Origin of the sequence: Flavitalea sp. (assembly GCF_035489435.1) — a bacterium.
Classification (GTDB): Bacteria; Bacteroidota; Bacteroidia; order Chitinophagales; family Chitinophagaceae; genus DATHKG01.
The window spans coordinates 1-22,119 of sequence record NZ_DATHKG010000069.1 but is presented as its reverse complement, the minus strand read 5'-3'; the positions used below and the strand labels follow the sequence as shown (position 1 = coordinate 22,119).

The window sequence follows — 22,119 nt, the reverse complement described above, 5'->3', positions numbered from 1 at the left end:
CCCAACCTTTTCGGTAACCGATCGATGGTTCCGTCGAACGGCGCCCTGATCTCTGTGAAGGAAAGATGAATTTTTGCAAGTGATGTTTCGGCTTTAGCATGGTCGAGTTTAGCCTGGGCCATAGCCTGCTCATTTTTGGAGACAATGTTTTTGTCTACCAGGGCTTTAGTATTCTGAAGCTCTATCTCTGCGGAAGCGGCTTCAGCCTCGGCCTTTAACAGTTCTGCTTCATAAATCTTTGGCATTATTTTAAACAGGAGCTGGCCGGCTTTAACCGTCTGGCCCTCGTCAACATAGATGGTTTGGAGAAAGCCCTTTTCCTGGGCACGGATCTCAATATTTTTGATCGATCTTATCTGGGCAACATATTCTTTAGTAAAAGAAGTATCAATCCCCATCGGGCTTGTAACTGTATATTTTTCGACTTCCTTCTTTTCTTCTGCTTTTGTGCCACAGCTGATTACGCACACTAAGGCGCCTAAGCCAGTGAGCAAATTTGTTAGTTTCATGACTATGAAAGGAAATAATTAGAATGAATGATTGCATCTGTAGATGCCAATGGTTAGATTAAATGCGCAGCCAGGTTGCATCTCAATTCATTTATGCAGACGGAAATAATAGCATTATTTACCCGCTACTTAAGATGCAACCCGAAAAATGATTTGAATATGAGTCAGAATCAGATTCTTAAAGTTCTTTGGAAGATATATCTGGGAGAGGCCTGGAGGTATAAAAATGGTGTTGCGTCATAGCAATTATCAAGAAACGCTAATTGGGATTGATAGGAGAAGCCGGAGAAAAAGTCGGAGACCGGCTGGTATTTTCTTGAAGATTGATTGTCATCTTCTTCCTCTGCATCCTCGCAGAAGTAGATTTTATTTTCTTCCGGTACTGTTGTTTTTTGAATTGAAGCCTGGCCCGCGTCAGCGTTGAAAATTACGGGTTCCTTTTTATCAGTATGATAAGCTACGGCACTTGCTGAATAGCTGTTGTTGAGATTGATTCCCGCAAAAGCGTCTATCCTGCCGCCCAGCAGCATAAAAAACAAAGATGCGAAAAAAACAACTATTCTCATTTGGCCGTGAAAGTAGATAAAAATGTGACAGGACGCAAATGGAAAGGTCATATAGGAATTTTATTAACAGAAAACAAACAATACAATTGGGCATAATTGTCTGTAATTTTAGGCTGAGAACTTTGCATTTGGGTAAACCCTGAACCTCTAAAGCAGCTGATTTTCATGGCTGAAAAAATTGATCAATTTTATTCGAACCTGCCCGTCAATGAATTACCGCTCGCTGATCTACTCCTGGCGGAAAATTTATTTTTTGCTGTTCCGTCGGACTGGTATGTCATCATCACGGATATAAAAAGTTCAACCGCGGCGGTTCAGAAAGGTTTACATGAAAACGTCAACCTCATTGCAACCGGTAGTATTGTTTCACTGCTGAATCTTGCTTTCAAAAATGATATCACTGTACCCTTTTTTTTTGGAGGTGATGGTGCCACCTTAATCGTACCACCACTGTTGGTAGATAAGGTAGTGCCGGCTTTGATTCTCCATAAAGAAAATACACTAAAAATTTTCAACCTTGAACTAAGGATCGGCCTGGTATCCGTACAAAGTATATATGAGTTGGGATTTCACCTAAAAATCTGTAAGGTGAGTATGTCTAAGCTTTTTCCAATTCCGGTAGTGATCGGGAATGGATTAAACCATGCTGAAAAAATAATCAAAGGAAAAGATTATCTCCTGGCGAAGCAGGCCGGTGAAGACGATGAGCTTGATCTTTCGGGCATGCAATGCCGTTGGGACCGTATACCGCCCCCGGAAAACAAGGACGAAGTGGTTACGCTTCTTGTAATATCCCGGGATGGATTTGTTCAGCATGAAGTTTTCAGCCAGGTGATCAGGAAAATTGATGAAATCTACGGGAACCCCAAAACAAGGCAGCCCATTTCTGTCTCCAAATTGAAGCTAAAGGCTACAATAAACAGGTTGAAAAATGAAATGCGTGTCAGCCTTGGTAAAATCAAAAACCTGAGACTTTTTCAAAACTGGTTCATTTCACTACTGGGTCCTTTATATTTTCGTACAAATATTGGCAAAGGTTATCTTAACCGGCTGGTAGAAATGTCTGATACATTGGTTATCGATGGCAAGATCAACACTGTTATTTCAGGCAACCTTAAACAACGAACTGCTCTGCAGGATGAGCTCAATGAAATGGAAAAGCTTGGAAAAATCCTTTATGGACTGCATGTAAGCAGCTCGTCAATTATGTCCTGTTATGTAAGGGACCGTGAAGATGGTCATATCCATTTTGTGGACGGATCAGAAGGTGGTTATACCCATGCAGCCATCGACCTGAAACGAAAACTGAAATAGTCTAAGTTCTGCGAATTGCTTAAACCTTGACAACTACCTTACGCCTTCAGGCCTACTGGTAACTCAGTGTATTTCTTTTTTTATTGATTATCCACCCAATAACTTCAATTGTAATGAAAACTGAATTCAAATAAAATAATAAAAATGGAAGTGATATAAACCATTTTATGTTTCTCAAAGGCACCCACCAATTAAAAAATTCGGCACAGAAAAGATAGACATATAGCAGGCCCATGATAATGAGCCAGGTTAATTGAACTTCTATTATTTTCCTTGCATCTAATTTTATCCCGGATAATTTATTTTCAAATAACTTCCAGATTATTATCGGGGCTAAAACGGCCAACAAGGGATTGATCAGGTAAGTGATGGGAGAAATCCTAAGTGCCAGGCTAATCCATTTGTCTTCTTGTAATTCGCTTTGTGAATAAGTGGTTGACAGGTTTGTTGTTTGATTTGATGTTTGATCTCCTGCCAATAACTCCTCGACTTTGACACCTAAAGCTTCCGAAATTCTTTTAAGCGAATCACCTCTCGGCCCTGTTTCTGAATTTTCAATGCGTTGAATTGTTCTAAGACTAAGCTGAGTACTGTCAGCCAACTCGCTCTGTGATAGTCCAGCGTTAATACGCATTTTTTTGATTTTGCTTCCGGCTGATTGATATTCCATATTTACCTTTTTGGTAAGGCTAATTTAGCTACAATTCCATTCAAACCAGGCGACATTTCAGCGTCATATATGTGACAGAGCCAGCTAAGACTCAGAAACATTTATGCATTAAACCCTCCGTCAATCGTCAAAAAGGCGCCGGTGATAGGCTTAGCTTCATCTCCCCAGTCCCTCTTAAAGCCCTGGAAGGCAGATTTGCTCATTAAAACAAAAAACCATCTCCATCTCACACTATAGGGGTCTATATATCACCATTTTTGGTCAACCAACTACGTAGCATTTGCCAGCGAAAAGTTATAGTTTAGCATTTTTACAAATATGATAGATTGAACGTGAAAAAGACATTAATAATTTCAACTTGTTTTCTTGTTTGTTCCTGGTCCTTTGGCCAAAAATTCCCTGATTCAATAAAGCCCAAAGAGCTTCAGAAAGTAATGATTACTTCCTGGATCAAGAGAGATATTTCCAGACTTCCTGAAGTTCAGAACAATATCATCTCATCAGGTAAAAAAAGCGAGGTGATTAATCTTGGCAGCACAAATGCCAATGTTGCCCTTAAAACCGGCAGGCAACTATTTTCAAAAGTTCCCGGGGTTTTTGTTTATGATATGGATGGCAGTGGCAATCAAATCAACATCGCCACACGCGGACTGGACCCTCACCGGAGCTGGGAATTCAATATCCGGCAAAATGGAATTATTACTAATTCAGACATGTATGGTTACCCGGCAAGCCATTACAGTGCCCCAATGGAAAGCTTTGAGAGGATCGAAGTCCTGAGAGGTACCGGTGCCCTGCAATATGGAGCACAGTTTGGTGGCATGGTAAATTTTGTTACCAAAAAGCCGGATAGTGCAAAAAACTTTTCATTTGAGAGTATAAATACCGTTGGGTCTTTTGGTTTAATAAGTTCCTATAATGCCATAAGTGGTACTGTAAAAAAATTCTCCTATACTGCTTATTATTATCGAAGGGCTTCAGATGGCTACAGGAAAAACAGTGATTCGAAGGCAGATGCCCAGTTTATCCAATTACAATACCGGTTTTCCGACAAATTGACCCTTAGCGCAGAATTAGGAAGATCAAAATACCAGTACCAGATTCCCGGACCATTAAACGACAGCATGTTTAATGCCGATCCAACAATGAGCACCAGGAGCCGGAACTATTTTAGTCCTGACATCTATGTTCCTTCCGTTTCTTTGAACTGGAAGATAAGTACAAAGACTATCTTGAATGTAGCAGCTTCAGGAGTATTCGGAGACCGCAGCAGTGTACAACTTGACGCATTTGCTAATGTTCCCGATGCTATTGATCCCGTTACCGGTAATTACAAAAACAGGCAGGTTGATATTGACCAGTTTCATAGCCGCACAATTGAAAGTCGCCTGCTTCATGAATATACAATTGGAAAAGTCAGATCAAAGCTGGCCGCAGGGCTGGTATATATGAATAATGATCTTCATCGGCAGCAATTAGGTAAGGGTACAACAGGCAGCGATTATGATCTCACACTGGTAGAACCAGGCTTCGGCCGCGATCTTCACTTCCTTTCAAATAACATTGCATTTTTTGCTGAAAATGCATTTTCAATAACCGATAGATGGACTGTTTCACCGGGTATCAGGTGGGAGAATGGAGAATCTGAAATGGAAGGAGTGATTAAAAATTATCCGGCAAATGAACTTCCAACCAACATCAAACACAACTTTGCGTTACTGGGTATCAGTACTCAATATCTCATCAATGAAGACAATACATTTTATGCCGGATTTTCACAGGCATACCGGCCGGTAGTATTTAAAGATATTATTCCGGCTTCGGTTTATGAGCGTATCGATAAAAATCTGAATGATGCGGAAGGCCATAACGTTGAAGCGGGTGCAAGGGGAAAAATTGTAGATGGACTTCAATACGATATCACTTTGTTTAGCTTACTGTACAATAACCGCATGGGGACCCTGGTATTGCAGGACAATACAGGACAACCCTATATCTACAGAACTAATATCGGTAACAGCAGGACAAATGGAGTTGAACTTTTTCTTCAGTATAAATTCCCTCTTTCAAATAATCTCTATGCAGGGCTTTTCTCATCTACGTCGTATATGGAGGGGAGATACCTAAGTGGTGAAGTTTCGACAGGTAATGCTAATAAATCTATTAAGGGAAACAGGATCGAAGCTGTCCCGGAGTGGATTTCAAGGAATGGTTTGGATTTGTGGTTCAAGAATTTCAGCTGTACAATTTTATATAGCTATACTTCCGGCTCCTTTTCCGATGCGTTGAATACAGTGGAACCTCCTGCAAGTGGAGCAAGGGGATTTACTCCCGGGTACTCGGTTTGGGATTTCAACTCCACGCTGAAAACAAATTCTTTTTTAACTATCAGGGCTGGTGTAAACAACATATTTGACAATCAATATTTCACCAAAAGGCCTACCATGTACCCTGGCCCAGGCATATGGCCAAGTGATGGTAGAAATGTATATGTTACTGTCGGATTGAGAATCTAATTACATTATCCCCCGCTATTGCGAAGGAGCAGCTGGCGTGACTACCATATTCTTGAACCATCCGTCTTTACTATCGATCCATAGTCCTATTTTTCCGTCCCGTCTTTTGCTAATTTTCTCAACCATAAATGATGGCTCTTTTGAGTCATTAATAAATATTTCTATTATGGGAAATTGAATTACAATTTTAGCATGAAACCAGTCATTCGGATCGGGGACCGGCTTTACAGCATCTTCATACTTTCCAGGGTGCTTTTCTCTTAAATTGTCCCAATCATAATCAGGCTTGCTTATGTATTGAATTGAGCGCGACATCTTTTCAGAATTTCTGAAGTTAAAAGGCCGGAAATATACAGCATCATAATTTTCATTGCTTATACCATGGAAAGCTACACCTAGAAAACTTTGCCCGTCCTTGTCGTTACCCCTTATATCCAAATCTATAATGCCATTTCGAATAATTATGTCGTTCAGCCAGAGTATGGCGGCAGCATCTGATTTTCTCATCACATGAATAACACTGTCCTTATATGTTACATCGATATTCTGTGCAGTCCATTTATCGGCTTCCGCTTTAATTACTATCTGGCCGTTTAAAATGGCAGAATAACACATTGTTATTGTTGAAATAATTAAGATTACTGATCTCATAGTTTTTTTAGCAATATTAAAATTTGCTTCACTGCTTAACCAATCAAAGCCCATACAAAGTGCAGTCAAAACCTGGTCAAAGGGCTTTTTTATGGTTAAATATTTAATTTTGATGCATGGCAAGTACAGAGCAACTGTTTATCAGCCTTTGCAAAAAGCAGATTGAAGAAAAATTCTCATTGGGAAATGGCAGTAGCCTGAAGCAACGCGACCTCGAGATTTTATCCGTTCAAATACAAGAGCAAACAGGAGTCCTCATCAGTCTTTCCACTTTAAAACGCCTTTGGAAAAATGATTATAAGCAAAGCCCACAGGTAGCCACCCTCAATGCCCTGGCATCGGTTCTCGGTCACAAGGACTGGCAAAGTTTTAGACTAGCGAACGCAAAGCGGATAGCTATAAACGATATTGCTACTGAAGCCGTTTCTGACTCCAAAATGCCCGGATGGACCATCCCGCCGTGGTTATTCCTGGTCATTGGAGTGTTCATATTTGGCATTTATTCTAAATTCCTCAATCAATCCGGATATCCTAATAATAAAAAACCAATTAAAGTAACAGGTCCGATCAACTTTCAGGCAGTGAAAACTGTGGTTTCGGGAATACCAAATACGGTCATTTTTAAGTACGACGTCTCTAATGTTATCGCTGATAGTTTTTATATTCAGCAGTCATGGAATAGGGATCACAGGGAAAAAATTGATCCTGCTGGAAAGGATGCGTCCAGTATTTATTTTGAATCGGGGTTTCATCGCGCGAAGCTGATTGCAAATGATTCTATCATCGCAACCCAACCAATTCATATAATAAGTAATGGTTGGGAACCACATCTGTATCTCAGTGATTCTGACCCTGAATTAATTGATATGAAGAATGAAAACTTTATTGGCAATGGACAGCTGCACCTTGACAGTAAAATGCTAGCGCGTCGAAATATCAATTTTGCAAAACGATTCCATACAAGAATCACGAATAGCAAACTCTTTGGAATCCATTCTGATAATTTCTCATTTTCCACACGCATAAGAATTGATAGCCTATCACACAAATTATGTGCGTGGATGGATGTAATTATTATTACCGATGTTCAAACTTTCATGGTTTCCCTGACTGAAACGGGTTGTGAAAGAAATGCGGCCTACAAACTGGGAGAAATATTAAAGAAAGGTAAGGAAAATGATCTTGCAGCATTTGGGTGCAAGATTTATGATTGGCATGAGGTAGAAATAAGAGTAAAAGACCGTCATGCAGCCATTTATCTTAATGGTAAGCGAATCGCCGAGGAGGTATACAAAGAAAATCTCGGTAATATTGTAGCACTGACTTATATTTTTGATGGAACCGGATCAATCGATTATTCAAGACTCCGGGACGGAAACGGGAAAATAATATTTGAGGATCAATTCGGAAATTAAATTCACACGCTATTCTACCATAAGGGCAGTCCCATCAAAGCCTGAACAAGGATCGCACAAACACAGGCTACATACAGCAGTGAGAAGACAATTACTGATTTATTGGTGGAAGCAATATAATATCCGAACAAAGGAAGTAATTGCAGGCTGTGCATACCGAGAAAATGTGCAATGCGAAGGTCGCCATGTTCGCGGTTCCAGTTTACCAGCGGCAATCCCCTACCCCCGTCATCTCCACCAATTGTATGCCTCAACATCGCACCCATTATACCTCCTTCAAGAGCAAAGAGCACAAAGAAAATAATTCCCAACCGGATGCCCCATACATATCGCATTGGAATCTTCCATTCTTTTTTTCTAAAAAACAAATAGCCTATATAGCCGGTCCAAAGGGTTAATACTACGATAGCGATACCCATCAGTTGAAATAACATCAAATAAAAGAAACTGGAGTGGTTAAAATGAGACAACCTGCCATTCGCTGCCTGCCAGGTAATCACTAAGCTCTCATAGGTGAACACGATAATCGCCATAATATTATAAGTTCTCACTTTTGAAGGCCTGTCCAGGTAAAACATTATCCATCCCATGGTTACGCAAAATATCCCGATGGATATAAAGAATTTAACAGGCTTGATAAATGCATTGATGTTATTCACACTGATCTGCGTTGTCATCCATAAGACTATACATATAACTGCTGCGATAAAGTTCAGCAGGCTAAACCAGAAGAGAACTGGGTTCCTTCTTTTTAATTCGTTAATAAAATACATATGATAAGATTGTTAGTTAAAAATCAGGAAAATATTTTCGGGTCTTAGCCCATCTTAATAAGCAGTATAGCAACAAACCGAAAGGACCGAATAGAAATGTGAGCAGCAATGCAGGGGTGGTGAACCAGTGATTGATGTTATTTTTTTCAGCATTTCTGATTATATAGATTCCAGCCAAAAGGTCAAAGGCCAGGTAATGAATCCATCCTGCAAGTAACATTTGTTTATTGTCGAAAAGATTACTGACACCATTTAGTGTGCTGAAATTTTCAAAACTATCCTTGTTAAAAGATGAAAAAATCAACCAGGAATATAGAATAGCAAAGAGCATGATCAAAATGCCAAAAACGAATTGATCGCGCTTTTTCCAAAACTTAAGAAAGATGAGAATAATCCAACCTACCATTGCCAGGGTATTACAGATTGAAAATATTTGATCAGGATTCATAGTTTTTTATTTGAGATCAAATCTCAGCAATTCCAGAAAACTTTCCATTGATAAATGTTAAGAAGATAAATTTTAAATTTGATTGACAATTATCAGGCGCATTTGATTGATAATTATCAGGACAAAAATCAAATCGAGAAGACTTAGCGGCTTATTTTCTTCCTTATGCGGCTAAGGTGTTCAGGAGTTACACCCATAAATGAAGCAAGCATGTATTGAGGAACCTGCTGAAGTAATGCAGGTTGGTCGGCGATCATATGGCGATAGCGATCTTCCGGAGTTAAAGCCAGCAAAGCAGTATTTCGCTGGTTGAGATAAATAAAAAGCATTTCGGCGATTTTCCTGCCGAATTCCTGGAAAACCGGGAAGGTTTTGTACAATCGCTGCATGTCATTATAACCCAGGTCAATCACCTCCAGATCAGTTAAAGCATCGATACTTTGGGCTGCTGGTCTTCGTGTTAAGAAGCTTTCATATTCCGAAGTATATTGGCCGGGAACAACAAACCCTATTGATATGTCCTTACCCTCAAAAGTATAATAAAGCCTGGCAAGACCTTTATTCAGGAAAGAGACATACTGGCAAACCTGGCCCGCTTTCACAATAAATTCTCCTTTCGGAACCTGGCGAACAGAAAGGCAGGCATCCAGCGCTTCCAGGTCGGTTACGCTAAGATGTGGGACGAGGTTGAGGTAATAGCCATGAATTGCTTCGAACATATTGCCCATCTGTTATTGATTTATTGAGATGTCCGAAGGTCATAAAAATGTTGGAATCATTTCAAGAGAATTATGAATTATGAGTTATGAATTATGAAACCAGTGATGAATTATACGAAATACCTATGGCTCTACATAATTCACTCAATACCTCATCACTCGTTTCATAATTCATAACTCATAATTCATAATTCTCTTAAATCACTGGTTTTTTTTAATTTTATGAAAACCTAAAATATATGGAAAATATCCTCATCACGGCTTATAGCGAAGAACTTAAGGCAGAGTCAGCTGCTTCAAGGAAATGCCTGGAACGAATTCCTGACAAACTTTACCAGTATAAACCACATGAAAAGTCGATGCAGCTAGGATACCTGGCTTTACTTGTAGCCGAAATACCAAAATGGATCTGGCTGATGATCACGGACTCAGTGATTGATTTTGCTACCTATAAAAACTTTGAACTGAGTACTACAAAGGCCTTGCTGGAACACTACGAATCAAATCTCCGGGGTGCGACAGATGCACTATCGAATTTTACTGAAGAACAATTAAAAACGGATTTCGAATTAAAGAATAATGGCCAGCTCTTGTATGGCTCACCAAAATTGAAAGCTATCAGCGAAACTTTGAACCATTGGGTGCACCATCGGGGCCAGTTAACTGTTTATATGCGGATGAACGATATTGCTGTTCCATCGATCTACGGACCCTCTGCAGATGAGAAGACTTTCTAATCAGATCTTAAATCAGATTTGGATTAAATCAGATTTGCCTTAAATCAGATTTGCTTTAGATTTGGATCAGGTTATGAAAAGCTACAGTTGTTTAGCAACACAGTAATCAGTTATAGGAGCAATCCTGTAATCTAAAATAATAAAACTAAATTACGCTAAACACCTCTATGCCCCCTATAACGCCATTGCCTTTCTATGCCAAACTCAGCTCCAACCTGATTAGTATAGTGCTTATCGGTCTGTTGATCTATTTAGGAAAGGATATCCTGATGCCGATTTGCTTTGCTATCGTGCTGGCATTTTTGTTGTTGCCTATCTCGAACTGGCTCACAAGAATTGGTCTCCCCGAGGTCGTGGCAATGTTGTTGGCAATTTTGTTAGGATTGTTGGTAATTGTGGCCGTCGGTTATTTCCTGTCTTCGCAGATAGCCGGCTTTGTAGACGATATCCCGAAAATAAAAAAGAATCTTAGCCATCATCTTGAAACTGTGCAGGCATGGATCAGGGATAATTTTAAATTCAGTAAAAGGGAACAGGATAAAGCGGTGCAGGATGCTACAAAGAATATGCAGAGCAATGGTCCCGGAGTGCTTGGAAGCACTATGCTTAGCGCCGCTTCTGCGCTGATTTACATAGTACTGCTGCCTATTTATACCTTCCTTATCATGTATTATAGAAATCTTATCAGGAAGTTCCTGATCACATCATTTGCCGATACACATAAAGGAAAAGTGGAAGAAGTGTTAAGCGAATCCCGTGTTATCATTCAGGGATATATGGTTGGCTTACTGATAGAAATGGCAATTGTAGCCGGTCTGAACGCCGGCGGTTTCCTGGCGATTGGCATAGAATATCCGATTTTCCTGGCTGTGATGGCGGCAATTCTCAACATGATACCCTATGTAGGTATGCTGATAGCAACTGTAATCTGTATGGTAATAACACTAACCTCGGCACAAGACCTTAGCGACATTATCTGGGTTGGTGTAGTACTGTTGATAGTTCAATTTATAGATAACAACTTCCTGATGCCATATGTAGTGAGTTCTAAGGTCAAGATCAATGCGCTGGTAAGTATTGTCGGGGTATTGGTAGGGGGTGCGCTGGCAGGTGTATCCGGTATGTTTTTATCTATACCGGGAATTGCCATTATGAAAGCAATCTTTGACAGGGTTGATGATCTAAAGCCCTGGGGATTGGTATTGGGTGATGACCAATCTACCACCCGGACGGGCAAAACGCTGCGGATTAAGAAAAAACCGAAGAAATAGTTCAACGACAGAAGAAATAGTTCAACGACAGCCGACTCCTGACTCGTATTTACTAAATGCAGATAGTAAATATTTCATTTTGTAGTAATCATTTTTGTATTGAGACAATTCACCAATTTTTAAAAATAAGTAAATAGTACCATAAAATAACCCAAACTCACCATATGGGATAGTCTTAGTTCAGTATTTTTGTATTCAAATACTGATCAGATGAATAAGGTACAAATCCCGGTTTATGATATTAGTTCCATCGAACGCGGTGCCCGGAAGAATCTTTTGGTACAGCGTTTCGACAGTTATCTCGAGCAACATTATGAGCATCTCCATCGTCCGCACCGGCATTCTTTTTTTCATCTGGTGTTGTTTACTGCGGGCAGTGGCAATCACACCATAGACTTCCAGACTTACAAAGTGAAGCCATTCCAAATGTATTTTATGGCGCCCGGCCAGGTACACAGCTGGCACTTCGATAAAAATATCAAAGGTTATGTAGTCCATTTTGAAGAGAATTTGTTCACTGCTTTCCTGGCCCATCCTAAGTATCTCGAAAGATTTGCTTTCTTAAAGGGTACCATTGAATCTGCTGTCTGTAACCTACCTGCGGCAGCACATAACCCAATGATCCGGATCTTCGAATCCTTGTTACAGGAAAGCGTAGAAAATAGCGAACAAAACCTCGACATGATCCGTATCCGCCTGCTGGAAATATTTATTAACGTGGAACGATATTGCGGACACAAACGCCTGAATCCCGGTGCTCAACATAAAACGACCCTTCTCAGAAGTTACCAGGATCTGATTGAGAAACATTACCGCGATATGCGATTGCCAAAACAATATGCTGATTTGTTGTATATCACACCAAACCATTTGAATGCTCTCTGCCAGGACCTGCTGGGGAAAACAGCCGGTGATTTGATAAGGGACAGGATTTTACTCGAGTCAAAAAGGTTACTAACCAATGCAGACATGACAATAACTGAAATTGCCTACAATCTAAATTTCAAAGACAACTCCTATTTCAACAGGTTCTTTAAAAAAGAAGTTGGTTCAACACCCGATGAATTCAGGACATCATTCGTGAACTCCTGATGACTACATCTATCATCAGGTGATGTTGAGATCTATCATCAGTTGAAGACGAAATCTATCAATAGTTAAACAAAATATCAATCACTCAAATCCCGATCATGAATAGTATTACAGATATTAATTCCAATACAGAAAACAAGACTGCGAAATCACAGCCAGGCTTAATTCGCCTATTTGCCTGTAAGTGTCCAAGATGCCGTGAAGGAGATATGTTTGTCTCAAAAAACCCATGGAAATTAAAAATAACCATGAAGATGCATCCGGTCTGCCCGGTTTGTGGCCAGCCTTTTAACCTCGAACCAGGATTTTATTATGGATCAAGTTATGTTTCTTATGCGTTCTCAATTGCAATTTCATTTCTGACGTTGATAATATGGTGGGTGACCATTGGTTTTTCAACAACTGACAACCGGCTCTTTTATTGGATGATTTTTAATGTCATTATTCTAATCGCTGTCCAACCTTACCTGATGCGCGTTGCCAGAACAGGATGGCTTGCTTTTTTTAAAGGCTACGATCCTGAATGGCGCACTAACCCGGTTGAAGAACCAGAACGCGTAAATCCTGACCAGGAAAATAACTGGTAATTACCTGAACATTGTGATGCTCCCAATCAATGAAGAATTTGTTAAATGATAAGACTGGCATTGATTTAATAATGTATTGAAATTTTATTATCAGTTTAGTTTATTATCTTAGCGAGATGCGGGATACAAATAAACAATATAATGGCAATACACTTCGCAAGCTCCAGCTTGTAGTGAACCCATTCTATGCCTGCGTCAAAGCATCATTTGATAAAAGGCTGGATTACTTCCCAACATCCAAGGCCTTTCAGTCTTAACTCCCAGCCGCATCTCTACCGCAGGCTGGGCCACCGGCCTTTATTACCTGTTACATCATTGTATTTTGAATGTGCTATTGTTAAACCTTACTAATTTTTGGTTTATATCCTGAAGCGCATTCTGCCTAAACGGCCGGTCATCTTATAGTCAATCAGCATTTCCCAATTCAGTTACATTTCGTGAAGTGATACCAAGATAGGTTAATCATTGCTTCATCGAAGTAAAGCATTGCTATGCCCTAAAAATTCAACTATGATACAAAAAAATAGAGAGGTGCCTCTCACTGGTCTTATTATAGTGTTCCTGGTGCTACTTATTGCTATTGCAATAAGAAATGGTTTCGTTGGTAATTCAGCATGGTATTGGGTACCTGCTTTAGCAATTCCGATATTGATACTTGTAATACGGAAGACCCGGCAGGCAAGGCAACCACATCAAAGAAAGTTCCGAAGAAAAATAATTCAAAAAACAAGAAGACAAGCGCAAAGAATTGGTATTGATCATTATTAAATACATAAATATGCAAAAAACAAAGAATCAACTTATCCTTACAGAAGAAGACTACAACTTGCTAAACTCTTATCTGAACGCCGGCATACACAGATCGGTGGTTGACCGGCGCAATGCAGATATGCTCCAGGCCGAATTAAGAAAAGCAAAACTGGTAAATAAAAATGAATTTCCCCTGGATGTGGTGAGATTGAATTCAAGGGTGAAGGTAAAAACGGATCAAAGGGAAGAAGTTATGGAGCTAACATTAGTAACCCCGGACAGGGCAAATATAAAAGAGAAAAAAATTTCTGTTATGGCACCAATAGGGACCGCACTGATAGGTTTCCGTCAGGGCCAGCAGGTTAAATGGCAGGTACCCTCCGGAAAGAAGACTTTTACCATAATGGAAGTAATCAATGAAATACAATAATAAAATATCGCGGTGAATATTGGCTACTGACATCACTACATCAAAACATTGTTGATTGACTGTATCGGTTGGGGTAAACTGGTTTCCCCCAACTGCTGCAGCAGGTCTATCTCAATGTTGCGGCAAATGGAAAGCATGGGCACATCATTTTCAAGTCCTTCAAAAGGATTTTCAGAATAGTCGCCGACAAGTTCCATTAAGATATACACCCAGCTTATCACAAGGATAAAAGGTATCGCAAGCCAGATACCATAATCGCCGATTTTATTAAACTCAGAAAAAAATCCAAAAGGCAGAATGACAATAAATAAGCAAATCATGATAAAACCATAGCTACCAAATTGCCGGGGAAACGGCGTTTTTTTTATGCGTTCTGCTTTGCCCTGGTGATCATAGAAATCGTCAAGGATACCTTGTAGTTTAACATGTTCGAACTCGCCGATACAGCCGAGTTTCCTGATTGCCGCAAGCTCCTGTGTCTGCTTATCGATCATTTGAGCTGCTGCATTTTTGAATGATGAAAGTGATGAGTATTCGGAATCATTCAGGTAATCCCGAACCTGTGAATCAGTGATGTCATTGCCATATAAACCAAGGCCGGATCTTTTCATTTTATGCCTTGCATCCCTGCCAAAAATTCCCCGAAGACTTATATGCTCCCAGGAAGTTGGTTCAAGCAATTGGCTGCGCAGTTTATATAACCAGGCAATATGACGATAAAACAATAACTTTTTTATCTCCAGTAAATCCTGCTCCGTTTTTCCGGTTCCATCGTTTACAATAAAAGCTTTCACATTTGATCCCCAGATCCGGCTGCTGTTTACTATGCCGCCCCATACAATACGCGCCTCCCAGATCCGGTCATAAGCCTGGTTATTTTTAAAGCCTACATAAAAAGCCACGGCAGTACCTATAAGTGATAGTGGCAGCCACGGTATATTGAATTCGCGCAAAGGTGTAAATCGATACAAAACGGCAACTATAACAACATAAGGGATCAACCAGGAAAAATGCTTGCCAGTCAGCAAAAATATTTCCCTGATGGTGTAATTCTTTCTAATGTGCATACCTGGATTGATTATACTTCTTTGGTCAAATCATAAATCTCCTGGATCGAAGCCAGGATCCGGGTGAAATTGATATTCAAATCTATAAGCTTACCGGTGGACACGTCGAAAACCCAACCATGGATCTGAGGATATCCCGTCCTGATATAAGCCTTCTGAACAACCGCCATTTTGATAACGTTCACACACTGTTCCTCCACATTAATTTCTACCAGCCTGTTATATCTTTCATCGTCATTTGTAATTTTATTGAGTTCATCTTTATGGAGACGATAAACATCACGGATGTTTCTGAGCCAGGGATTCAGCATGCCCAGGTCTTTGTTTTGCATAGCTGCTTTAACTCCACCACAAAAATAGTGGCCACATACCACTATCTGCCTTACCCGGAGATGTGCTACCGCATATTCAATAACTGAAGTTGAACTGCTATCATTGTTAGGAACAAGATTAGCAATATTCCGGTGCACAAACATTTGACCAGGCTGAGTGCCGGTAAGATCCTCTGCCGTTACCCGGCTATCGCTGCAGCCGATGTATAAGATGTCCGGGGATTGTCCCTGCGAAAGCTGTTCAAAAAAATCCGGCTGGCTTGCCTTTTTTGCAGCAACCCATTTCCTGTTATTTTCAAAAATCTGGTTATACAGGTCCATATCAGAATAGATTAATTGATTTGATTCAAATATAAATGATTTATCATCATTGATAATATGGATGGTTAAGGAACAGAAAATGTTTCGAAGACTTTCAGAAAAGAAGCAGTACATAACTGCAAGGCAAGCAACAGCCAGGGACAATATTATTTTAGATCTGTTAATGGGACCTTAGACTCAAATGATTTTATGACTTTTTCAATAGCACTTGCAACGATAGCAGGGTTGTCATTTTGAATCGCATGCCTGCTTTTAGGATCGACAATAAGTATTCCATTAGCTGATAGCCTGGCAAGTTCGCTGACCTGGTTGTCTCGCTCCTCTCTCAGATTTTTCCACTGCTCCTCAGTAGTTCCCGGTGTTTGATTTCTTATTCCTGCACCGAGCACTATTAACGGACGAGTTTTTAGCTGTTGAGGATTCGTTTTACCCGCCAGAAACAATAATTGAAATTCTTCTGCCAGGTAATCGGCTGTAGAGTCATATCCCGGACTCTCCTTCTTTGTTAATTGTGGCGACGGGATTGGCTTTCCGGTTGCCTTTTCTCTTAAACGAACCATGCCCCCATACCTCATGCTGCCAAGGACAGCACTTTCATGGGTCGGATCGACGAGTACTAAGCCTATAACATTCTCCCCAAAATGATCAGTATATAGCCTGACCAATATTCCACCAATTGATTGACCGACCAGCAGGACTGGTCCCTTTACTTTAGCTTTAATCAATTGATGCAATTCAAATACCTCCTGTGCCATTGTGCGGGGTAAAACTCCGGCTCCACTTTTTCCAAGCCCTGACCTGTCATAGGCAATGGTTTTAATACCGGCCGGCAGCAAAGATCTTACCTTCAACCAATCGACAGCTGCTTCCTGATCCCATATTTGAGAGCACGCGGTAAATGTTGTTTGCATTGGTGTGAAACCGGTCATACCCAATTTCATTCTCCACCCACAAAAGAATAAGAATCGCCACTGAAAGCCCGGTAGCCAGGCCTATGATATTGATTGAAGTGTAAAATCTATTTTTTACCAGATTTTTAAAAGCGGTTTTAAGATAGTTTTTAAACATACAATAAGAATTTCCAATGAGATCGCAACAAACCTGCCAGCTATAATAATGGCTTTAAACCTGATGGTTAGAGGGTATACGAACAGGCAGGTGTTCTGATTCTGAACAATATTTGTCCGAAAACGGACAGTTGTGGGTTGGTCAATAAATTGGTGAAGCAAATAAATAAGAGTAAAATCTTATCTTCAATTAGTACACAATCCTTACAAGACCAGATCGCGGACAAAAGAAACAAACGCCTTATGAATTATTTCTCCTACAATGGAAATAGCCATATTTTTATTGCTCTTTTTTCGGGATTTCCACTCAGTTTTGTCAGGGATAGGGCATCCTTAATATGATAAAGCCAGACCGATCCAGATGAACAAAAAAAATCCTCCTGTAGATGAAACCTTTTCTTCAAATGATCATATGCCGATGATCGACCTGCGTGTCTTCGAAGCTATGCCAGGTAACAGCATCCTGGTAGCAATTGATGACCCTAAATTTTCCATCCTCGCTGTAACGGATGGAATGATTCAAAGGGCAGGATTGTTGAAATCAGCAATGATTAACAGACCATTCTTCGAACCTTTCCCTGCCAATCCATCCAACCCGGATGACCCAAATTCAGCCGGACAAAACATAGTGTTGGATTCTTTTCAACACGTAATAAAATATAAGGCGATACATCAATTACCAATTATCAGATACGATCTTGAAAATGATCAGGGAAATTTTACTGAACTCTATTGGAAAGTATTCAACAAGCCCGTGTTAGATTCAGAAGGAAACGTTATTTACATAATTCATACATCTGAAGACATCACTGCATTGGTGAAGTCCGAACGCAGAGACAAAGAATTAAAAGCTATTGAAAAACAGCACCAGTTGTTTATGCAGGCTCCCATCGCAATACAAATTCTTAAAGGCCCGGACCTGAGAGTTGAACTGGCTAATGAACCAACATTTGCGATATGGGGGAAAGGCAAGGATGTGATTGGAAAACCACTTAGTGAAGTGATGCCTGAACTGATAAATGCAGGTTATATCGAAGTGCTTCATCACGTGAGAGACAGCGGGGACAGTTATGAAGCTTATGAACACCCGGTTAAACTTCCAATTAATAACAAAGAGGAAACCAAATTCTTCAATCTTGTTTGTCAGCCTTATTACGAATCTGATAAATCCAGGGCCGCAGGCGTACTGGCTTTTGTTAGTGATGTCACCGATAAGATGAAAGCTAAACGGGCACTCAGAGAAAGCCACGAACGTTTTGAAGCAGCAATTGAAGCAATCCAGGGAGTTTTATGGACAAATAATGCTGAGGGAGAAATGGTGGGTGAACAGAAAGGATGGGCAGCGTTAACGGGACAGTCATTTGATGAGTATCAACATTATGGTTGGGCCCAGGCAGTTCATCCTGAAGACGCAGCAGCCTCAATAGTTGCCTGGAATGAAGCCGTCCGTGAACGAAAAACATTTATTTACGAGCATCGGGTGCGTATGAACGATGCATCCTGGGGAACATTTTCTGTCAGGGCAATACCGTTAATGAACGAGGATGGTTCAATTCGCGAATGGGTCGGGGTCCATACTAATATTACAGAGCAACAAAAAACGGAACAGCAGTTAAGAGAAAGCGAACAAAGGTTTCGTAACCTGGCAGATGATAGTCCCATATTTGTTTTTATCATTCAACCTGATGCGCTGGCAACGGTTAGTTATTGGAACAAAACCTGGCTTGCCTATACCGGGCAAACCTATACCGAAGCGCTCGGCCGTGCATGGGATGGAATAATTCACCCGGACGATATATCAATCGTAATGGAACATTATTCCCCTGCATATCAAAATCGTCAATCCTATTTTATTCCATCGGTAAGAGTTAAAAGGCATGATAATAAGTATCGCTGGCATACGTTCAAGGGCAATCCACGTTATTTACCAAACGGAGAATTTAATGGTTATGTAGGTGTTGGCTTTGACATCCATGAACAGAAACTGGCAGAGGAAGCTTTAAAACAAAGTGAAGAAAGAACCAGGCTGGCAGTAGAGGCTGCAAGGATGGGAACTTTCGAAATAAATATGACGGAGCAGACTATGATCTATTCTGCCCGCGCAGCTGAAATCTTTGAACTTGATACAACAAAACACTGGTCGTACAATGTATTTACGGATGCCATTTACCCCGATGACCGACATATCCGGAATAAGGCACACGAGGTAGCTAAAGCAACCGGCGAACTATTTTACGAAAGCCGGATTCTTCAACCTGATGGCTCTATACGTTTTGTTCGTTTGAACGGCAAATATCTATACCGGGATCTCACGCCATTTTTGATAGGTACTGTAATTGACATAACCGACGAAAAAAAAACGGCTGATCTGCTTGAACAAAAAATCAACGAGCGCACGCGGGAGCTGAAGCAGGTGAATGACAAACTAAGGCAGTTCGCATATTCAGCTTCGCATGACCTCCAGGAACCATTGCGAAAGATCCATATCTTATTGGATCGCCTGTTGATGACGCTTGGCCAGGCAGTGACCGACGAAAACAAGAATATTGCAAAACGGATCCAGCAAACGACAGCCAGGATGCGTCTCCTGATTGATGATCTTTTAGCCTATTCAAATACCACTCTTGGTGCTACAGGGCTTGAAGAAATTGATCTTACTGAAATTGTAAATGTTGTTGTAGAAGACATGGAAATAAGTATTGCCGAAATGAATGGCAAGGTCCATATAAATCCCTTATCTCCCGTAACAGGAGACAAACGTCAATTGAGGCAACTGTTTCAAAATTTAATCGACAATTCACTTAAATATCGTAAGAAAGATCTCCCGCCGGAGATTTATATCAACGCAGGTTTTGTAGAAGGACGTGATATAAAACAATTCGTTCCGGACATATTACCAGATGATATCTACCATGAGATAACAGTAAAGGATAATGGAATAGGATTCGATCCTGAGGATGGAGACCGGATTTTCAACCTGTTTTACAGGTTGCATGGAAGAGAAGAGTACCAGGGTACCGGGGTGGGCCTGGCGATCGTTCAGAAAGTTGTCGAAAATCACAAAGGTTACATACGTGCTGAAGGTGTTGCCGGAGTGGGTGCTGTTTTTAAAATTTATCTTCCTGCTATTCTGCTCTAATCGCCACCCATGGCATATTGCAGCCCGGCCCAGATATGATTAACGACCAGTGGCTCGGTAAATGTTTCATCGGTGTGGCCCATATTTGTATAAAAAGAGCGACCACCATCATAGTCGTGATACCAGCTCATCGGGTGATTATCACCATTTTTTCCACCCTTGTATGATTTTTCATCGATCTTAATCAGGGGATGAATTGAAGGATTAATTTGTTTGAAGCTATAGAATTCATCTTTACGTTCAAACGAATCGGGCATACCCTTAGTAGCTGGATTGTTTTTGTCAACTACATAAAACCTGCCATTCTGGACATTGCTGGGTGAAGAGGGATGATCGAGGAACCAGGCACCTACAAGTTTTCCATACCAGGGCCATTCATATTCACAATCAGCTGCGGCGTGTATACCAAGATACCCACCGCCTGCCTTAATGTATTTTTCAAACTCTTCCTGTTGGGTGTTATTCAAGACATCGCCGGTTGTATTAAGGAAAACAATCGCATTATACTTCTTAAGGTTGGCTGTTGTAAACTGACTGGAATCTTCTGTGAAATCGACCGCAAACTTTTTCACATCAGCCAGCTTTGAAAATGCTTTTTTACCTGCTTCAATGGAAGCATGACGGTAACCATTGGTTTTAGAAAAGACAAGCACCCGAAGTGACTGTTCTGTTTTTACATTGAAAGCTAATAAAGTAATTAAAACAAGAGCAGCCAGGCCCGGAAAAATTTTAAGCAATTGTTGATGTTTCATAATACTGTATTGAGACTAACTCCAAACTAAAATACACTTTCTCCTTTAGAATATACGGTAACATAGGCATTGCCTATTTAAGGATTTTTTCTTTTTGCAATTGCGATATCAAAGTGGAAGTGTAAGTTTTGCTGAATTTAGCAATAGAGGAAGGATTAAAAATTGTTGATTGTACTGCCCACATGAGTTCTTCTGAAGCTGCATCATAAAAGTTGGTCTGCATGTAGTAGCTTTTGTCCTGGCTGTAATAGCTTGGAGTATGAACGCTTGAGTAAGAATTACTGTAGTAATTTGTATAGGAATAGTAAGTGGTTAATGTTCCTTTGGTAGTCTGTGGATTATATTTTACAGCTTCTTCCTGTTTTAATAACGCACCGACTAATACAGCATCACAACCGCTTTCTTTTACAGTCTTCACAATTTCTTCCTTTGTTGGTTTTTTCGGGTCACTAAGGGATGGTGGCATTGCATCGACACTTTTTACCGCTTTAAATCCCCTTGAAGTAACTTCAGTTGCGAGGTCGTTTTCTAACTTAGCTCTCGCTTCAATGTCAGCAGACATTACCACAACAAAGATATTTCCGTATGATTTGCCCTGGGCCTTTTCTTTATTCACCCAAACACCGGTAGGTTCCTTAGATGTTGAGCAGGCCGAAAGTACAATCAAGCTAGTGAACACTATTATATGGAAAAACCGTTTCATGGTTGAAATTTTAATACAAGGGTTTAATAATACGAACATACGAATAATAATCATTAACGTCCGAAGAGCGAATACGGCCAGTACCGGCGCAATTCAATAGCCAGCCCCACGGTTTATGGGTCATAAACCGTGAGGTCAACTGTAAATCAGAATCACTTAATAAATCAATGTCATTTAAAACAATAGTTCCTGTGGTGGTTTCGCTCCGGCCAATCTTATATAAACCGTTGCCTGGCCCCTATGATGGGTCTGGTGTTCAAAGGCCTTCATTAATGCTGCTCGTTTTGTCA

Annotated in this window: 24 protein-coding genes; 10 read left to right on the top strand and 14 right to left on the bottom strand. The window is 40.4% G+C overall.

The window, feature by feature from the left end:
* Window positions 1-509: efflux RND transporter periplasmic adaptor subunit (locus tag VK664_RS11130; protein ID WP_461398729.1), on the bottom strand; the 509-nt coding region annotated here is incomplete at its 3' end.
* A gap of 170 nt (window positions 510-679) precedes the next feature.
* Window positions 680-1,075: a hypothetical protein gene (locus VK664_RS11125; RefSeq protein WP_461398728.1), complete on the bottom strand. Its 396-nt coding sequence runs from the start codon at window positions 1,073-1,075 to the stop codon at window positions 680-682.
* Window positions 1,076-1,240: 165 nt separating this feature from the next.
* Between VK664_RS11125 and VK664_RS11120 the strand changes: the two genes are divergently transcribed.
* The gene (locus tag VK664_RS11120) at window positions 1,241-2,389 is read left to right on the top strand and encodes a DUF3095 family protein (protein WP_461398727.1); all 1,149 of its coding nucleotides are present in this window, start codon (window positions 1,241-1,243) and stop codon (window positions 2,387-2,389) included.
* A gap of 52 nt (window positions 2,390-2,441) precedes the next feature.
* On the opposite strand, the gene VK664_RS11115 is transcribed toward VK664_RS11120, so the two are convergent.
* Window positions 2,442-3,059 carry a helix-turn-helix domain-containing protein gene (locus VK664_RS11115; protein ID WP_461398726.1) on the bottom strand — a complete coding sequence of 206 codons (618 nt, stop codon included), beginning with the start codon at window positions 3,057-3,059 and terminating at the stop codon, window positions 2,442-2,444.
* A 332-nt stretch (window positions 3,060-3,391) separates the two neighbouring features.
* Between VK664_RS11115 and VK664_RS11110 the strand changes: the two genes are divergently transcribed.
* Window positions 3,392-5,575, top strand: coding sequence for a TonB-dependent receptor family protein (locus VK664_RS11110; protein WP_461398725.1), 2,184 nt, complete (start codon window positions 3,392-3,394; stop codon window positions 5,573-5,575).
* 15 nt (window positions 5,576-5,590) lie between these two features.
* Here the strand turns inward: VK664_RS11110 and VK664_RS11105 are convergent, their stop codons facing one another.
* Window positions 5,591-6,226, bottom strand: a complete 636-nt coding sequence (locus VK664_RS11105) for a family 16 glycoside hydrolase (protein WP_461398724.1) — start codon at window positions 6,224-6,226, stop codon at window positions 5,591-5,593.
* Window positions 6,227-6,342: 116 nt separating this feature from the next.
* Here VK664_RS11105 and VK664_RS11100 point away from each other — a divergent pair, with 116 nt between their 5' ends.
* Window positions 6,343-7,641, top strand: a complete 1,299-nt coding sequence (locus tag VK664_RS11100) for a hypothetical protein (protein ID WP_461398723.1) — start codon at window positions 6,343-6,345, stop codon at window positions 7,639-7,641.
* 14 nt (window positions 7,642-7,655) lie between these two features.
* On the opposite strand, the gene VK664_RS11095 is transcribed toward VK664_RS11100, so the two are convergent.
* The 3 genes from VK664_RS11095 to VK664_RS11085 form a co-directional block, all read right to left on the bottom strand.
* Window positions 7,656-8,318: a hypothetical protein gene (locus VK664_RS11095; protein ID WP_461398722.1), complete on the bottom strand. Its 663-nt coding sequence runs from the start codon at window positions 8,316-8,318 to the stop codon at window positions 7,656-7,658.
* A gap of 112 nt (window positions 8,319-8,430) precedes the next feature.
* Window positions 8,431-8,862, bottom strand: coding sequence for an ABA4-like family protein (locus tag VK664_RS11090; protein WP_461398721.1), 432 nt, complete (start codon window positions 8,860-8,862; stop codon window positions 8,431-8,433).
* 143 nt (window positions 8,863-9,005) lie between these two features.
* On the bottom strand, window positions 9,006-9,590 hold the full coding sequence (locus VK664_RS11085; RefSeq protein WP_461398720.1) for a Crp/Fnr family transcriptional regulator: 585 nt from the start codon (window positions 9,588-9,590) through the stop codon (window positions 9,006-9,008).
* A 230-nt stretch (window positions 9,591-9,820) separates the two neighbouring features.
* On the opposite strand from VK664_RS11085, the gene VK664_RS11080 reads away from it, so the two are divergent.
* The 6 genes from VK664_RS11080 to rnk all read left to right on the top strand — a co-directional run bounded on the left by VK664_RS11080 (window position 9,821) and on the right by rnk (window position 14,448).
* Window positions 9,821-10,318: a DinB family protein gene (locus VK664_RS11080; RefSeq protein WP_461398719.1), complete on the top strand. Its 498-nt coding sequence runs from the start codon at window positions 9,821-9,823 to the stop codon at window positions 10,316-10,318.
* A gap of 167 nt (window positions 10,319-10,485) precedes the next feature.
* Complete coding sequence (locus VK664_RS11075; protein ID WP_461398718.1) at window positions 10,486-11,589, top strand: AI-2E family transporter; 1,104 nt, start codon at window positions 10,486-10,488, stop codon at window positions 11,587-11,589.
* Between the two features lie 210 nt (window positions 11,590-11,799).
* Entirely contained in the window at window positions 11,800-12,681 is an 882-nt protein-coding gene (locus VK664_RS11070) for an AraC family transcriptional regulator (protein ID WP_461398717.1), read from the top strand.
* 98 nt (window positions 12,682-12,779) lie between these two features.
* Window positions 12,780-13,268, top strand: coding sequence for a DUF983 domain-containing protein (locus VK664_RS11065; RefSeq protein ID WP_461398716.1), 489 nt, complete (start codon window positions 12,780-12,782; stop codon window positions 13,266-13,268).
* A gap of 510 nt (window positions 13,269-13,778) precedes the next feature.
* The gene (locus VK664_RS11060; protein WP_461398715.1) at window positions 13,779-14,036 is read left to right on the top strand and encodes a hypothetical protein; all 258 of its coding nucleotides are present in this window, start codon (window positions 13,779-13,781) and stop codon (window positions 14,034-14,036) included.
* A gap of 10 nt (window positions 14,037-14,046) precedes the next feature.
* Window positions 14,047-14,448: a nucleoside diphosphate kinase regulator gene (rnk, locus tag VK664_RS11055; protein WP_461398714.1), complete on the top strand. Its 402-nt coding sequence runs from the start codon at window positions 14,047-14,049 to the stop codon at window positions 14,446-14,448.
* Window positions 14,449-14,483: 35 nt separating this feature from the next.
* Here the strand turns inward: rnk and VK664_RS11050 are convergent, their stop codons facing one another.
* The 4 genes from VK664_RS11050 to VK664_RS11035 all read right to left on the bottom strand — a co-directional run bounded on the left by VK664_RS11050 (window position 14,484) and on the right by VK664_RS11035 (window position 17,236).
* Window positions 14,484-15,515, bottom strand: a complete 1,032-nt coding sequence (locus VK664_RS11050) for a bestrophin family protein (RefSeq protein ID WP_461398713.1) — start codon at window positions 15,513-15,515, stop codon at window positions 14,484-14,486.
* Window positions 15,516-15,526: 11 nt separating this feature from the next.
* Window positions 15,527-16,168, bottom strand: coding sequence for a carbonic anhydrase (locus VK664_RS11045; protein WP_461398712.1), 642 nt, complete (start codon window positions 16,166-16,168; stop codon window positions 15,527-15,529).
* 146 nt (window positions 16,169-16,314) lie between these two features.
* Window positions 16,315-17,079 (bottom strand): alpha/beta fold hydrolase, encoded by a 765-nt coding sequence (locus VK664_RS11040; RefSeq protein WP_461398711.1) that lies wholly within the window; start codon window positions 17,077-17,079, stop codon window positions 16,315-16,317.
* Window positions 16,985-17,236 (bottom strand): hypothetical protein, encoded by a 252-nt coding sequence (locus VK664_RS11035; protein WP_461398731.1) that lies wholly within the window; start codon window positions 17,234-17,236, stop codon window positions 16,985-16,987. The genes VK664_RS11040 and VK664_RS11035 overlap by 95 nt, the downstream gene beginning before the upstream one ends.
* Window positions 17,237-17,596: 360 nt before the next feature.
* Between VK664_RS11035 and VK664_RS11030 the strand changes: the two genes are divergently transcribed.
* Complete coding sequence (locus VK664_RS11030) at window positions 17,597-20,374, top strand: PAS domain-containing sensor histidine kinase (protein ID WP_461398710.1); 2,778 nt, start codon at window positions 17,597-17,599, stop codon at window positions 20,372-20,374.
* On the opposite strand, the gene VK664_RS11025 is transcribed toward VK664_RS11030, so the two are convergent.
* The 3 genes from VK664_RS11025 to VK664_RS11015 all read right to left on the bottom strand — a co-directional run.
* Entirely contained in the window at window positions 20,371-21,126 is a 756-nt protein-coding gene (locus VK664_RS11025; RefSeq protein ID WP_461398709.1) for a ThuA domain-containing protein, read from the bottom strand. The two genes, VK664_RS11030 and VK664_RS11025, sit on opposite strands and share 4 nt — an antisense overlap.
* A 73-nt stretch (window positions 21,127-21,199) precedes the next feature.
* Window positions 21,200-21,829: a hypothetical protein gene (locus VK664_RS11020; RefSeq protein ID WP_461398708.1), complete on the bottom strand. Its 630-nt coding sequence runs from the start codon at window positions 21,827-21,829 to the stop codon at window positions 21,200-21,202.
* 174 nt (window positions 21,830-22,003) lie between these two features.
* On the bottom strand, window positions 22,004-22,119 hold a 116-nt coding region (locus VK664_RS11015; RefSeq protein ID WP_461398730.1), incomplete at its 5' end, for a DinB family protein.

Coding starts and splice junctions, on each gene's coding strand:
- VK664_RS11105 (WP_461398724.1), bottom strand. CDS start 6,226: ATGAGATCAGTAATCTTAATTATTTCAACAATAACAATGTGTTATTCT.
- VK664_RS11090 (WP_461398721.1), bottom strand. CDS start 8,862: ATGAATCCTGATCAAATATTTTCAATCTGTAATACCCTGGCAATGGTA.
- VK664_RS11085 (WP_461398720.1), bottom strand. CDS start 9,590: ATGGGCAATATGTTCGAAGCAATTCATGGCTATTACCTCAACCTCGTC.
- VK664_RS11025 (WP_461398709.1), bottom strand. CDS start 21,126: ATGAAACATCAACAATTGCTTAAAATTTTTCCGGGCCTGGCTGCTCTT.
- VK664_RS11075 (WP_461398718.1), top strand. CDS start 10,486: ATGCCCCCTATAACGCCATTGCCTTTCTATGCCAAACTCAGCTCCAAC.
- VK664_RS11095 (WP_461398722.1), bottom strand. CDS start 8,318: ATGACAACGCAGATCAGTGTGAATAACATCAATGCATTTATCAAGCCT.
- VK664_RS11065 (WP_461398716.1), top strand. CDS start 12,780: ATGAATAGTATTACAGATATTAATTCCAATACAGAAAACAAGACTGCG.
- VK664_RS11060 (WP_461398715.1), top strand. CDS start 13,779: ATGATACAAAAAAATAGAGAGGTGCCTCTCACTGGTCTTATTATAGTG.
- VK664_RS11080 (WP_461398719.1), top strand. CDS start 9,821: ATGGAAAATATCCTCATCACGGCTTATAGCGAAGAACTTAAGGCAGAG.
- VK664_RS11020 (WP_461398708.1), bottom strand. CDS start 21,829: ATGAAACGGTTTTTCCATATAATAGTGTTCACTAGCTTGATTGTACTT.
- VK664_RS11100 (WP_461398723.1), top strand. CDS start 6,343: ATGGCAAGTACAGAGCAACTGTTTATCAGCCTTTGCAAAAAGCAGATT.
- VK664_RS11030 (WP_461398710.1), top strand. CDS start 17,597: ATGAACAAAAAAAATCCTCCTGTAGATGAAACCTTTTCTTCAAATGAT.
- VK664_RS11045 (WP_461398712.1), bottom strand. CDS start 16,168: ATGGACCTGTATAACCAGATTTTTGAAAATAACAGGAAATGGGTTGCT.
- VK664_RS11120 (WP_461398727.1), top strand. CDS start 1,241: ATGGCTGAAAAAATTGATCAATTTTATTCGAACCTGCCCGTCAATGAA.
- VK664_RS11115 (WP_461398726.1), bottom strand. CDS start 3,059: ATGGAATATCAATCAGCCGGAAGCAAAATCAAAAAAATGCGTATTAAC.
- VK664_RS11050 (WP_461398713.1), bottom strand. CDS start 15,515: ATGCACATTAGAAAGAATTACACCATCAGGGAAATATTTTTGCTGACT.
- VK664_RS11035 (WP_461398731.1), bottom strand. CDS start 17,236: ATGTTTAAAAACTATCTTAAAACCGCTTTTAAAAATCTGGTAAAAAAT.
- rnk (WP_461398714.1), top strand. CDS start 14,047: ATGCAAAAAACAAAGAATCAACTTATCCTTACAGAAGAAGACTACAAC.
- VK664_RS11125 (WP_461398728.1), bottom strand. CDS start 1,075: ATGAGAATAGTTGTTTTTTTCGCATCTTTGTTTTTTATGCTGCTGGGC.
- VK664_RS11070 (WP_461398717.1), top strand. CDS start 11,800: ATGAATAAGGTACAAATCCCGGTTTATGATATTAGTTCCATCGAACGC.
- VK664_RS11040 (WP_461398711.1), bottom strand. CDS start 17,079: ATGCAAACAACATTTACCGCGTGCTCTCAAATATGGGATCAGGAAGCA.